13 protein-coding genes are annotated in these 12,260 nt (G+C 41.0%); 7 read left to right on the plus strand and 6 right to left on the minus strand.

Translation table 11 applies throughout. The features are described from left to right. Position 1 precedes the first annotated feature (1 nt). Positions 2-1,039 carry an endolytic transglycosylase MltG gene (gene mltG / locus WAE64_RS19150; protein WP_340239253.1) on the plus strand — a complete coding sequence of 346 codons (1,038 nt, stop codon included), beginning with the start codon at positions 2-4 and terminating at the stop codon, positions 1,037-1,039. After that, positions 1,039-1,446: an acyl-CoA thioesterase gene (locus WAE64_RS19155; RefSeq protein WP_340239254.1), complete on the plus strand. Its 408-nt coding sequence runs from the start codon at positions 1,039-1,041 to the stop codon at positions 1,444-1,446. The genes mltG and WAE64_RS19155 overlap by 1 nt, the downstream gene beginning before the upstream one ends. 164 nt (positions 1,447-1,610) lie before the next feature. Here WAE64_RS19155 and WAE64_RS19160 read toward each other — a convergent pair whose 3' ends face one another. Beyond that, positions 1,611-2,372 (minus strand): biotin--[acetyl-CoA-carboxylase] ligase, encoded by a 762-nt coding sequence (locus WAE64_RS19160; protein WP_340239255.1) that lies wholly within the window; start codon positions 2,370-2,372, stop codon positions 1,611-1,613. Between the two features lie 156 nt (positions 2,373-2,528). Here WAE64_RS19160 and rsfS point away from each other — a divergent pair, with 156 nt between their 5' ends. Then, positions 2,529-2,939: a ribosome silencing factor gene (gene rsfS, locus WAE64_RS19165; protein WP_340239257.1), complete on the plus strand. Its 411-nt coding sequence runs from the start codon at positions 2,529-2,531 to the stop codon at positions 2,937-2,939. A 95-nt stretch (positions 2,940-3,034) separates the two neighbouring features. Next, complete coding sequence (gene ftsH, locus WAE64_RS19170; protein ID WP_340239258.1) at positions 3,035-5,077, plus strand: ATP-dependent zinc metalloprotease FtsH; 2,043 nt, start codon at positions 3,035-3,037, stop codon at positions 5,075-5,077. 479 nt (positions 5,078-5,556) lie between these two features. Here the strand turns inward: ftsH and WAE64_RS19175 are convergent, their stop codons facing one another. Together WAE64_RS19175 and WAE64_RS19180 are read right to left on the minus strand one after the other, a co-directional pair. Further along, positions 5,557-6,390 carry a porin family protein gene (locus WAE64_RS19175; RefSeq protein WP_340239260.1) on the minus strand — a complete coding sequence of 278 codons (834 nt, stop codon included), beginning with the start codon at positions 6,388-6,390 and terminating at the stop codon, positions 5,557-5,559. Positions 6,391-6,479: 89 nt separating this feature from the next. Beyond that, positions 6,480-6,905 (minus strand): PaaI family thioesterase, encoded by a 426-nt coding sequence (locus WAE64_RS19180; RefSeq protein ID WP_340239262.1) that lies wholly within the window; start codon positions 6,903-6,905, stop codon positions 6,480-6,482. A gap of 166 nt (positions 6,906-7,071) precedes the next feature. Between WAE64_RS19180 and WAE64_RS19185 the strand changes: the two genes are divergently transcribed. From WAE64_RS19185 to WAE64_RS19195, 3 genes are all read left to right on the plus strand, one after another. Continuing rightward, positions 7,072-7,707 carry a histidine phosphatase family protein gene (locus WAE64_RS19185; protein ID WP_379977628.1) on the plus strand — a complete coding sequence of 212 codons (636 nt, stop codon included), beginning with the start codon at positions 7,072-7,074 and terminating at the stop codon, positions 7,705-7,707. A 229-nt stretch (positions 7,708-7,936) separates the two neighbouring features. Next, on the plus strand, positions 7,937-9,028 hold the full coding sequence (locus tag WAE64_RS19190; protein WP_340239264.1) for a sensor histidine kinase: 1,092 nt from the start codon (positions 7,937-7,939) through the stop codon (positions 9,026-9,028). Between the two features lie 53 nt (positions 9,029-9,081). Then, the gene (locus WAE64_RS19195) at positions 9,082-9,822 is read left to right on the plus strand and encodes a LytR/AlgR family response regulator transcription factor (RefSeq protein WP_340239266.1); all 741 of its coding nucleotides are present in this window, start codon (positions 9,082-9,084) and stop codon (positions 9,820-9,822) included. Between the two features lie 127 nt (positions 9,823-9,949). Here WAE64_RS19195 and WAE64_RS19200 read toward each other — a convergent pair whose 3' ends face one another. From WAE64_RS19200 to WAE64_RS19210, 3 genes are read right to left on the minus strand one after another with little or no spacing between them, the layout of a single operon-like run. Further along, the gene (locus tag WAE64_RS19200; protein ID WP_340239267.1) at positions 9,950-11,356 is read right to left on the minus strand and encodes an alpha/beta hydrolase family protein; all 1,407 of its coding nucleotides are present in this window, start codon (positions 11,354-11,356) and stop codon (positions 9,950-9,952) included. After that, positions 11,353-11,931, minus strand: coding sequence for a DUF1700 domain-containing protein (locus WAE64_RS19205; RefSeq protein ID WP_340239268.1), 579 nt, complete (start codon positions 11,929-11,931; stop codon positions 11,353-11,355). Before WAE64_RS19205 ends, WAE64_RS19200 begins: the two co-directional genes overlap by 4 nt. Next, on the minus strand, positions 11,928-12,257 hold the full coding sequence (locus WAE64_RS19210; RefSeq protein ID WP_340239269.1) for a PadR family transcriptional regulator: 330 nt from the start codon (positions 12,255-12,257) through the stop codon (positions 11,928-11,930). Before WAE64_RS19210 ends, WAE64_RS19205 begins: the two co-directional genes overlap by 4 nt. Positions 12,258-12,260 lie beyond the last annotated feature (3 nt).

Below are 12,260 nucleotides of genomic sequence, written 5' to 3' on the forward strand. Positions count from 1 at the left end.
GATGCTTAAAAACAGAAAATTCATTGCCTATGCACTCGTGATTGTAACAACAATTGCGGCAACTTTATCTTTTTACTTCTGGCAGGTTTCTAGCAGTGCCAATCTGAATGTAAAAGGCGAAAAAACCTTTGTGTTATATGTGCCTACGGGAGGAAGCTACAAAAATGTGGTTGACTCGCTGCATAAGTACAAGATGATTCATGACGAAATTTCGTTTCAGTTTTTATCAAAATGGATGGAGTATCCTGAGAACGTAAAGCCGGGGCGTTATGAAATTAAACCTAATGCGGGTAATAAAGAGATTATCTCTAAACTTAAAGGCGGCCGACAAGATGACGTAAGGCTTACCTTTAATAATATTCGCCTGAAATCAGACTTAATCAAGAAAATTGGTAGCCGCTTTGAGTTCAGCGACGAAGAATTGTTGAAAAAGCTGAAAAGCAAAGAGGTGTGCGCCAAATATGGTTTCGATACCACTACTATTATGTGTATGTTTTTGCCAAATACTTATTTTGTGCGTTGGACAACCACGCCTGATAAGTTTCTGGACAGAATGCACGATGAGTATAAGAAATACTGGACTGACGAAAAACTACAAAAAGCCAAATCTATCAACATGACGCCCGTTCAGGTGGCTGTGATGGCCTCTATTGTGCAGTCAGAAACCAATAAAAAAGACGAAATGCCACGTGTGGCGGGGTCTTATATCAACCGTCTGGCTATTAATATGCCTTTGCAGGCCGACCCAACCGTGAAGTTTGCCGTAGGCGATTTCAGTATTAAGCGTATCATGGAGAAACACTTGTCTATTAATTCGCCTTATAATACTTATCGTAACACGGGTTTGCCACCCGGCCCGATAGCCTTGCCTGAACCTGTGGCACTAGATGCCGTATTGAACTACGAGCGCCACAAATACATTTATTTCTGTGCCAAGGAAGATTTCTCGGGGTATCATAATTTTGCCGAAAGTTATAGCGAGCACCTAAACAACGCGCGCATTTATCAGGAGGCACTCAACAAAGCTAAAATTCACTAATGTATCAGTTTGACTGGCAGTACCGCATTCGCTATGCCGACATCGACCAGATGGGGTATATGTATTATGGCAATTATCCACGTTTATATGAAATTGGCCGTGTAGAGGCGCTTCGTTCTTTGGGTTTACGTTACCGTGCCTTAGAAGAAATGGGCATTATGATGCCCGTGTACGAGAGCCACTCAAAATACTTGCAACCTGCCAAATATGATGATTTGGTAACCATCAGGGTTATTATTAAAGAAATGCCCAGGGCTCGCATTGTATTCTATTATGAAATATATAACGAAGAAAACGTGCTACTCCACACCGGAGAAACTACATTGGTATTTGTAAAAATGGCTACCAACCGTGTATCAGGCTGCCCACCGGAGATTACTGATAGGTTGAAGGCTTATTTTGAATAATTGTCTGAACTTTGATTTACCTGATTTTTGTGATTTTTATGATTGTAAATTTTACATCAATACGACGCTTGGTGTGATTACATAAAGGTATCATAATAAAATCAATACAATAGGTTTAATCAGGTAAATCAAAGTTCAGACAGTTCACACAATCACTCAATAAATTATATCTCAAACGCCACCTCTTTAAAATCAAAATACTGTACTTCGCCGGCTACTTCAATCATTAACAATCCGCTGTCGGCGATGCCTACAATTTTGCCCAGAAACCTACTGCCATTTTTGTTAAAATAATGGGTTTCTTCAAAGCGGAAAAGGTGTTGTAAGTACTGTTTTTTCTGAGCGGCAAGGTGGCCGTTTTTCAATTGTAAGTAATATTTTTCGAGGCATATACATAGCTCACCAATCAGCATTTCGATGTCGAACTCGTCGTGCCGGGCAGCTAGTCTTAAAGAGATGGCTTTGTCGTTATTAAAACTTAACTGATTGATATTGACGCCAATACCTACAATTGAATGGCTTATTCTGTTGCCTGCCAAGCTGTTTTCAAGGAGCATACCCACTATTTTGCGTTTGCCTACATACATATCGTTTGGCCATTTGATGCTTAAATCTTTTGCAACATATTTGCTCAAAAATTCGTATACACCTAAAGATACAGCTATATTGAGGCTGAATTGTGCGGTGGCACTCAGGAAATCGGGCTTGAGTATGACAGACATCGTGATGTTTTGGCCGGGTAGTGTCTCCCAGTTGTTTCCACGTTGGCCACGTCCGGCAGTTTGGTCAGAAGTTATGACAAGTGTGCCATCAAAAAATTGTTCTTTTTGAATTATTTCGGCAGCGATGTCGTTAGTAGAATGACAACTTGGCAGATATAGAGTATTTTTGCCAAGAAATAAAGTTTTGGGCTGAAAATTGTGCAACTTTTTATTAATTTAGCGTTTTATCTATAAGATAATATTATATTATAGTAAACAAAGCGTATATTTAGTTAATTAACATTAATTTATTCTGAATTACACCCGAGAAACATCCTAATAATAGGCTTCAAAGCGGTATATTTCACGCAAAAATACAAGATGGCAAAAAAAAATAAAGAAATTTCAGGTGAAGAATTAAGTCGCTTAGTAGTACATGGTATGTTAGAGAAAAAAGCGACCAATATTGTAGTGATGGATTTGAGGAATGTTAAAAATGCAATTACAGATTTCTTTGTTATCTGCTCGGGTAACACTGACACACAAATTGATGCGATTGCCACTTCGATAGACGAAGAGATATTTAAAGCTTCAGGATTACACCCTTGGCATCAGGAGGGAAAACAAAACAGAGAATGGATTTTGTTAGACTACGTTGATGTGGTTGCCCACGTATTCAGAAAAGACCGTCGTAAATTTTACGATTTGGAGTCTCTATGGGGTGATGCCGAACTGACCGAAATAGCTGAAAGCATGGAGCCAGAACCCACAAAACAAATACTAATAGATTGATGTTTTAAAAACGTGAACCTTTACAGTTTGAGCAATTTTATGTAAAGGTTTTCTTTATTAATAATAATTGCATTAAACTTTGAAAAAATAAAAACATGTCTGAAAACAGTAATGACTTTCCAAGGAAAAAACCACAAAATAGTGGTGGAGGTGGTTTGCAGGGTTGGATTGTAGCGGCTATTATTATTGGTATTGTAGGTTTTTTGCTTTACTCAAGGCAGGCAACACTTGCCACAATTAAATACAAAGACCTTGAGCAAATGATTTTGCAAAAAGATGTACAAAGTGTAGCCGTAGTAGAAGGAAACCGATCGGTTGAAATCACCCTGACTCGTGAGGCTCTTCAAAAACCTGAATACAAAAAAGAATTAGGTAATAATCGTTTTACAGTTACAGGCCCACACCTGAAAATAGATGTAGTTTCGGTTGAGTCTTTCATGCGTGATTACACCGAGTTTCTGAAATCATCTCAGATTACTGAAGAGTACCGCAATACGCTGTACCCTGAAAGTATTGAACGCCAGGATATTATGACAATGGTGTGGCAATTCCTGCCATTTATTGTAGTATTGGGCTTGATGTATTTCTTAATGAGCCGTATGGCAGGCGGTGGCGGCCCTGGTGGTGCTATCTTCAACATCGGTAAGTCAAGAGCGGCTTTATTTGATGCCGACAGCAAAGTAAAAATCACCTTTGCCGATGTGGCAGGTCTGGTAGAAGCTAAAGAAGAGCTACAAGAGATTGTTGATTTCTTGAAAACGCCTAAAAAATATACCGAATTGGGGGGTAAAATCCCGAAAGGTGCTTTGTTGGTAGGCCCTCCGGGTACGGGTAAAACCTTGTTGGCAAAAGCCGTTGCCGGCGAAGCCAGTGTGCCATTCTTCTCATTGTCAGGTTCTGACTTCGTTGAGATGTTTGTTGGGGTAGGTGCTGCACGTGTACGTGACCTATTTAAACAAGCCAAAGAAAAAGCACCTTGTATTATCTTTATTGATGAGATTGACGCCGTAGGTCGTTCTCGTGGCCGTGGCGCAATGCCGGGTGCAAACGATGAGCGTGAAAATACCCTTAACTCATTGCTTGTAGAGATGGATGGTTTTGGCTCTGATGCAGGTATTATTATTCTTGCAGCTACCAACCGCCCTGATGTACTTGATTCAGCTTTGATGCGTCCGGGTCGTTTCGACCGCCAGATTAGTGTTGATACACCAGATTTAATTGGTCGTGAGGCGATATTTAAGGTACACATGAGACCATTGAAACTGTCTGATTCGATAGATATTAAAAAACTGGCAGCACAAACACCGGGCTTTGCAGGTGCCGAAATTGCCAACGTTTGTAACGAAGCCGCCCTTCTGGCCGCCAGACGTGGCAAGACTGCTATCGACATGACCGATTTCCACGATGCGATTGACCGTGAGATTGGTGGTTTAGAAAAGAAAAACAAACTTATTTCGCCGGAAGAAAAAGAGATTGTTGCTTACCACGAAGCAGGCCATGCAGTGGCTGGTTGGTTCTTGGAGCACGCTAATCCATTAGTAAAAGTAAGTATCGTGCCTCGTGGTATTGCGGCATTAGGTTATGCGCAGTATTTACCAAAAGAGCAATACTTGTACCGCACCGAGCAATTATTCGACGAAATGTGTATGACCCTTGGTGGCCGTGCCGCAGAAGACGTTGTTTTTGGTAAAATATCGACAGGTGCACTAAGCGACCTTGAAAGAGTAACCAAAAGTGCTTATGGCATGACAACCGTTTATGGTATGAACGAGCGCATCGGTAATGTGTCTTTCTACGATTCTAAAGGACAAGGCGAGTATTCGTTTACTAAGCCTTATTCGGAAGAAACAGCGAAGATTATTGACGAAGAGGTGAAGAAACTAATTGAGTCGGCTTATAAACGCACTAGAGAACTTTTGGTTGAGAAACGTGAAGAACTAGAGAAAATAGCACAGGAGTTGTTGAAAAAAGAAATCATTTATCAGTCTGACCTCGTTGATTTGATTGGTAAAAGACCTTTTGAAAAGCTAACCAACTATCAGGAGTTTATGGACAGCGATAGCGACAACCATATCAAAGAAAAAGAGCAAGATAAGCAAAACGATAAAAGCGAAAAGAAAGTAGAAGAAAACGTGTAAGGTTTCGCTTGATGCGCATATAAAAAAAGCAGTTGTTGAGAAATCAGCAACTGCTTTTTTGTTTTGTGATTGAACCGTATTTTTAATAAATAAGCGTTCTTTAAAAAGTGTATTTTTCGTAGAGGCTGTCTCAAAAGAAAATAGTACAAAATAATATTTGGCAAGGTAGAGACCCCACTCCCCAACCCCTCTCCCCAACTGTGGGGAGAGGGGCTTTTAGTCCCCTCCCCATTGTTGGGGAGGGTTAGGGTGGGGTTATTTCCAAATATTATTTGGTACAAAAAACTTTTGAGACAGGCTCCTGTCGTCGAATCTGTTTTTTTTATTAAATCTGATCGAATTGTCTACTATTTTGAGGAGATTCCCTTATAAATCATTCAAAAATTTCGATAGACCCTTGAGCCGTACGGTTCGCCGCGCGATTGCAATACGGCTCTACGAAAATATAATTTTTTTAGGAACTATTATTATTGAAATACCTATTTAATAAACCCAATAGCCAATACCAACGAACGAGACGAAACCTGTAATTTTGATGGATTACTAGCCGGGCCAATGCCATAATCAATGATATTGCCCATTGAGGTCTCGAAACGCCCTTCGATAAAGAAATGCTTGAACTCAAAACCTAGTCCGGCACTCAGGCCCATCGACGGTCGGCTGAAAAGCTCTTTCTTTAAATCATTATTGGTATACACCTTTACGGCATCTCTTAGCTCATCGTTAAAGCTGACAGGAAACTCAAGCATAGGGCCTGCAAATAGGCGGGCTTGGCGGAAACGTATGCCTAGCAACAATGGCACGTTTACGGCCGAATATGTGGTGTTTACACGCTTGAAAAGTCGGCCATCGCTTTGCAGAATATCAAACTTACCACCTTTGCGGTTGTAGAATATCTCTGGTTGCAGGTAAAAAAAACCACGTGTCATACGCACAAAGAAACCGCCCAGGTAGCCCATTACCTGGTCTTTGTTTGATAATATTTGGTCTCTGATGATACGGCCGTTTTCGAGCAGAGGCGTGCCTGATGGGGCAATTCTTACGGAGCTTACTTCTTTGGTAGTGAGCGAATTTAAGCCGCCACCTGCCCTGATACCCCACTGAAAGCCCACTTCGTTGCGGTTAAACTCCTGCGTATAGCCTGTGGTGTCGGGTTCGGGCTTTTTCTTGCGTTTTTTCTGTGGTTTTTCGTCGTTAATTACAAATGGTGTAATTTTTACCGAATCTTTGGGAGCAACCACTGTGTCTTTTTGTACTTGTGCCAATACTGTTGTAGATACTAAACTCAATAGCAATAATAATCGGGATTTCATAAATGATGAATGAGTAGTGATAATAAAACAAGTGTATAGACAAGCCATACTTATGCCATATAGAGCAAAAATCAAGCCATAAGGTGGGTTTATTTACCGCCTATAATAGCCACCGTAAGCCTTACTACACATACCAGTTTTTGTGCTTCGTTGTTGATTTTAATGTCCCAGATATGGGTAGTGCGGCCAATGTGTAATGGGGTGGCTTTGGCGTAAACCCACTGCCCGCTACTAACCGAGCGAATATGGTTTGCGTTTATTTCGAGCCCTACGGCTTGTTGTTTAGAGGGGTCGTCGAGGCATAGAAATGAGGCAATACTGCCCAGAGTTTCGGCCAATGCTACTGAGGCACCACCGTGCAAAATACCAAAAGGCTGCGTAGTGCGGTGGTCGACAGGCATTCGGGCTGTAACGTAGTCTTCTCCGATTTCTACAAATTCAATACCGAGGTGGTCGCTCATCGAATTTGCGCCAAAAGATTTGAAATTTTCAAGATCAAGGTGCTTTTTAAACATAATGTTAAATTTTTAGAAGTTGTCGATTCTTTAAAAAATCCCGAAAAAGTGCAACTTTTAAGCCGAAATTTTCGTAAATTTGTAAGTATCCCATTATTGAAAGCTAAAACTAAGTTTTGTTTTAGATAATTCAATATTTTATTTGATTAATCTAAAAATTACCAATTTGTCAACGAAAACAATTTATTTGATTCGCCATGGGGAAACAGAATTTAACCGCATGGGAATTGTACAAGGAAGTGGCGTAGATTCAGACCTCAACGAATTGGGCCTTTCGCAAGCACGTGCTTTTTTTGAAGCCTACCAGGATGTGCCTTTCCACAAGATTTATACCTCAAAACTCCGCCGTACGGTTCAGAGTGTGCAGCACTTCATCGACCTTGGTATTGCGTATGAAAGCTTTGAAGGGCTGAACGAAATATGCTGGGGAGAGAAAGAAGGCAAAGCACCAAATTACCAGGAAGATGAGTTTTATCTGGATGTGCTGGCAAGGTGGAGACAAGGTGAAACCAATATTCCGGCAGCAAAAGGCGGCGAAAGCCCCGACGAAGTAGCAGCCAGACAAAAAATTGCTTTTGAGCAGATATTATCTCGTCCGGAAGAAGAAACAATACTTGTAGCAATGCACGGGCGTGCTATCAGAATTTTGCTCCCGCACTTGCTAGGTTTGCCACTTTCAACAATGGACGACTTTGAGCATACCAATCTTTGCTTATACAAACTTACGTATTCTTATGATACTAAGGCGTTTACATTAGAACTAAGAAATGATGTAGCGCACCTGATGGTTTTGGCTGAATAGGCAATCTTCCGCTTATAGAAGCATATTTCCATTGATGTATAAAAAACTTATCTGGTAACTTTTTGCTTTATTTTTATCAACCAGTATGTTTTAAGTGTTATAATTCTGTCTGCAAAGTTTATATTGCAGCCTGAATTATCGGCTGGGCATACAAAATTTGAAAAAGCTATTCGGTTTTTAAAATACTGTAGAGTACAGCATTTTTCTTTAAAACAGAGCTAGATTTCTGATGAATAAAAATAAATTATACTGGTTGTTTCAGATAGGGGGGTGGTCGTTGTATAACTGTAATGAGGTTTTTCAGTACAGTCTGCAATATGGCTTCGATAATTCTATGATTTCGAATGCCATCGCCAACATTGTTCTTTCTATTCTTCTCACGCACCTTTTCCGTATTATAGCTAAGAAATGGGTTAGGCTTCAACTGTCGGAGCTGGCACTGCGGGTAGGGCTTGGTGTATTTGTAATAACCATGATTCTGGTGGCCCTTAACCTGCCGCTCGATGCCAAATATGTAGGCGAGCTACTGCACGAAAAACCAATTCTGGTAATTGAATACTTTATCAATCTGGCTAAGCCTGTGCTGGTTTGGGCCTTGATATACATGTTTTATAATTATTCGGAAGAAAGACGCCAGCGAGAAGTAGAAGAAATAAAACTGAAATCGTCGATAAAAGAGACCGAGGCCAAAGTATTAAGGGCGCAAATGAACCCGCACTTTATGTTCAATGCCCTGAATAGTATCAGAGCTTTGGTGCTCGAAGACCCCTCACGTGCCCAGCAGGGTATCACACAGCTATCAAATATCCTCAGAAGCTCGCTACTGGCCGACCGCCGCAAAACTGTTGCCCTGAAAGAAGAACTCCGCACGGTAGAAGATTACCTGGCGCTAGAAAAAGTACGCTACGAAGAGCGTCTGCAAATGAAGTGGGACATTGCCCCCGAAACCCAGAATATACAAGTACCACCTATGATGTTGCAGACATTGGTAGAAAATGCCATTAAACACGGGGTACAAAAGGCACTCAACTGGGGCTTTGTAGATATTAGCACGAGTATTGCAGATAATAAACTTTATATAAAAATACGGAATACGGGCCAACTGCAAGGAACTGAGTCAAAATCTGAATCAGGTGGTTTTGGTTTGAAAAATACCACACAACGCTTAGATTTGTTGTATGGGAGCGAGGCTTCGTTTAAAATCTATCAGGAAGATAGCCTGACGGTTTGTGCCGAAATCATGATTCCATTGAGCAGTAACGAAGTGAAAACCGTAAGCACCGAAACCAAAAGCACTACGCCTGCCGTAACTGCTAGCTAATTTTATTCACCAATTAAATACTCATCGCACCGGCGAACCGGTCAAACTTTACGATGAAAGCACTTATTATAGATGATGAACGTTTGGCGCGTAATGAATTGCGCCGTTTGTTAGAAAATTTTCCGAAGATTAATATAGTAGGGGAGGCCGCCAATGCCGAAGAAGCCCTCAACCTGATAGATGAATTGCAACCCGATTTGCTGTTTCTGGATATTCAGATGCCGGGTAAAAACGGTTTTGAATTGCTTGAAGCCATTGAAGGCAAAGTGCCTGAGGTGATTTTCACGACGGCTTATGACGAATATGCCCTGAAAGCCTTTGAATTCAATGCGCTGGATTACCTCTTGAAACCTATTGATACGCAACGCCTGGCCGAGGCGATTCAAAGGGTTGAAGAAGAGCAATTGCACGAAATAGAGCGCAAAGAGGGTATTAAACTACTAGGCGAAAGCGACCAGGTATTTGTGAAAGATGGCGAGAAGTGCTGGTTTGTGAAACTAGGTAAAGTTCGTTTGTTCGAATCGATGGGGAATTATGTGCGCCTGCATTTCGACGACCAGAAACCTATGATTCTGAAATCGTTGAACAGCCTTGAAGAGCGCCTTGACCCTAAGATTTATTTCAGAGCCAACCGCAAGCACATTATTAATCTGGCCTGGATTGATAAAATTGAGCCTTGGTTCTCGGGTGGTTTGTTGGTTACTTTAAAGTATGCCGAAAAAACAGGCAACCCCGAAAAAATAGAAATCTCTCGCCGCCAGGCTATTAAATTTAAGGATTTAATGAGTTTGTAGGATACCCAGACCCCACACCCCAACCCCTCTCCCCAACAATAGGGAGAGGGGCTTTTTTGTCCCCTCCCCACAGTTGGGGAGGGTTAGGGTGGGGTTATTTGAAAAGTTATTTTAGTAAATCACCCAATCACTTCCCGCCAGTTTTTGATTTTATCCATTTGCTCATGTCTTCGAGCACTAGCGGTGAGAAAGTTTGCTCAATTGTACGATAATCGGCTGGATTTCCCGTGTCAGATTCCTGAAACATGTGATTCAGGTTTTTATATGTTTTAATGGTAACATCTTTGTTTCCGCCTTGTTTCAATGCTTTTTCGATAGTTGAAAGGTTTATATCGGCAGGTACTTGTAAATCTTTATCACCATTTACAGCCAACACAGGGCATTTTACTTTAGCAAGGCTTGTGGCAGGGTCGTATTGTAAAAATACTTTCATCCAAGGCCACGGGTTCATTAATTCTTTTGCTTTTGCAGAGGCATAGGCTTCATCCGAAATATCTTTTGGTTTTTCGTCCGGGTGGGTTTTTAAACGATTGGCAAAGTACTCAGTCAATCCTGTTTTTATCTTCTCGTCATCATCGTTTTCGGCTATAATCTTAAAGGTAGCTTCGCTTAGTTCTTTGGTTGTTGCAATGTCTGTTTCCGAAACTCCGGTAACTCGGCTGATTAGCTCTTGCTGAATCGGTAGTAGTTTCTGGCCACTTATGCCAGTTCCGGCCAACATTACAATAAATGCTACATCTTTGTTTCGGGCTGCTACTATAGGGGCAATAAGTCCGCCTTCGCTATGGCCAATTAAGCCAATTTGTTTGATTTCTTTGCGGGTTTTTAAGTATGCTACGGCGCTTTCTACATCGCTGGCAAAGTCGAATGAAGTAGCAGTTCTAAAATTTCCTTTCGATTGTCCTACGCCTCTATCATCACATCTCAGCACAGCAATTCCATTACGTGTCAGGTAGTCTGAAATCACTAAGAAAGACTTGTGGTTAAACAAATCTACGTCACGGTTTTGTGGCCCACTTCCCGAAATAAGGATAGCCACCGGAAACACACCCTCTTTTTGTGGCAAGGTAAGCGTACCAGCCAATGTGATATTGGCAGTTGGGTTGCTAAACGTAACATCTTCAGAATAATAAGGGAAAGGCTTTTGTGGCTCTTGCGGACGTTTTGGCACCTCAATCACTACATCACCTTTTACTAATTCTAAAGGGAAATCTTTCTGATTTTGTGTAAATGTGCCTACAATTTTATCATCTTTTAAAGTTCCTGTGTATTCAATTCTACCTGCCGGAACTTCAAATTTTAGTATGCCATCATTAAAAGTTGTCTTATTTACCGGAATCCCCTTTGCGCCTTGGTCGGGGCTATCAAGGGTCGATTTATAGCCGTTTTCGGTTTGACTAATGTTTATTACTATACGCAATTGCATTTTGTCAGTAATTTTCAGTGCTCCGTTCCAAGAGCCAACAATGTCTTGAGCGCAAACAAGCACCGACGAAAAAATAATGGTGAGGATAGTGATTAATAGCTTTTTCATGATTTTTTGCTTTTTACAAGTTTCAATAAAAATATGATGAGTAAGTACAATAAGATGCCTAGAACGATTACAACAGGAATAAAGAAATTACCTAACACTTCGTTGACACCTGCTTGTGGTAATACCTGGCCAAATACAAAATGGCCTTTGCCAACCCAAAGCCCTGTTTTTACAGGATTGAGGATTTCCATGATAATTACTACCGGAAAACACAGCAAGGTAAGTGTCATTATAAAGAGAATGATATAGGCGATTCCGTTGCGGAGGTTGAGCGAAAGGGCTTGTATAAGGTGTTTCAGATTGAAAGTCCTGACGGCCTGATTGATTTTTTTTGAAGCCACAACCTCTTTCAGCGTTACTTCGGGTGCGCCTAGTCTTTCTATTATATTTAGCAGAGCCGTGAGTTCTTCTTCGTGCTGATGGTTGTTTACATATTCATATATATAGCTGTTTACTTCCATCAGGCATTCTTGCTGGTCTGAGTCTGACAAAATTTTTATGACTCTCTTGCAACGGTTCATGTAATCGTTGTAAACACGTTGGCTTGCCTGATTTTTAAATTCGATGGGTTTCATTGGCCTTTGATTTTTATAATAACTTCTTCAATAGTTTGTTTCATTTCGGCAAGATTAGCCTTGCCTTCGGCAGAGATAAAGTAGTATTTGCGGGGGATACCCGATGTTTGCTCTACCCATTTGTGCACCAACAGGTTTTCTTTCATAAGGCGCACCAGTAGCGGATATATGGTACTCTCGGTTATGTCAATGCCGAAAGTATCTTTAAGTGTCTGAATCAGTTCGTAGCCATAGCATTCTTTGGCTTCGAGGGCTTTCAGTACAAAAAATGGTAAGAGTCCTTTCTTTAGTTGGGTGTCCCAGTTTTTGATAAATTCATTTTTCATATT

This window comes from Emticicia soli (genome assembly GCF_037860775.1).
In the GTDB taxonomy this organism is placed as follows: Bacteria; Bacteroidota; Bacteroidia; order Cytophagales; family Spirosomataceae; genus Emticicia; species Emticicia soli.

Coding starts and splice junctions, on each gene's coding strand:
- mltG (WP_340239253.1), top strand. CDS start 2: ATGCTTAAAAACAGAAAATTCATTGCCTATGCACTCGTGATTGTAACA.
- WAE64_RS19155 (WP_340239254.1), top strand. CDS start 1,039: ATGTATCAGTTTGACTGGCAGTACCGCATTCGCTATGCCGACATCGAC.
- rsfS (WP_340239257.1), top strand. CDS start 2,529: ATGGCAAAAAAAAATAAAGAAATTTCAGGTGAAGAATTAAGTCGCTTA.
- ftsH (WP_340239258.1), top strand. CDS start 3,035: ATGTCTGAAAACAGTAATGACTTTCCAAGGAAAAAACCACAAAATAGT.
- WAE64_RS19175 (WP_340239260.1), bottom strand. CDS start 6,390: ATGAAATCCCGATTATTATTGCTATTGAGTTTAGTATCTACAACAGTA.
- WAE64_RS19180 (WP_340239262.1), bottom strand. CDS start 6,905: ATGTTTAAAAAGCACCTTGATCTTGAAAATTTCAAATCTTTTGGCGCA.
- WAE64_RS19190 (WP_340239264.1), top strand. CDS start 7,937: ATGAATAAAAATAAATTATACTGGTTGTTTCAGATAGGGGGGTGGTCG.
- WAE64_RS19195 (WP_340239266.1), top strand. CDS start 9,082: ATGAAAGCACTTATTATAGATGATGAACGTTTGGCGCGTAATGAATTG.
- WAE64_RS19200 (WP_340239267.1), bottom strand. CDS start 11,356: ATGAAAAAGCTATTAATCACTATCCTCACCATTATTTTTTCGTCGGTG.
- WAE64_RS19205 (WP_340239268.1), bottom strand. CDS start 11,931: ATGAAACCCATCGAATTTAAAAATCAGGCAAGCCAACGTGTTTACAAC.
- WAE64_RS19210 (WP_340239269.1), bottom strand. CDS start 12,257: ATGAAAAATGAATTTATCAAAAACTGGGACACCCAACTAAAGAAAGGA.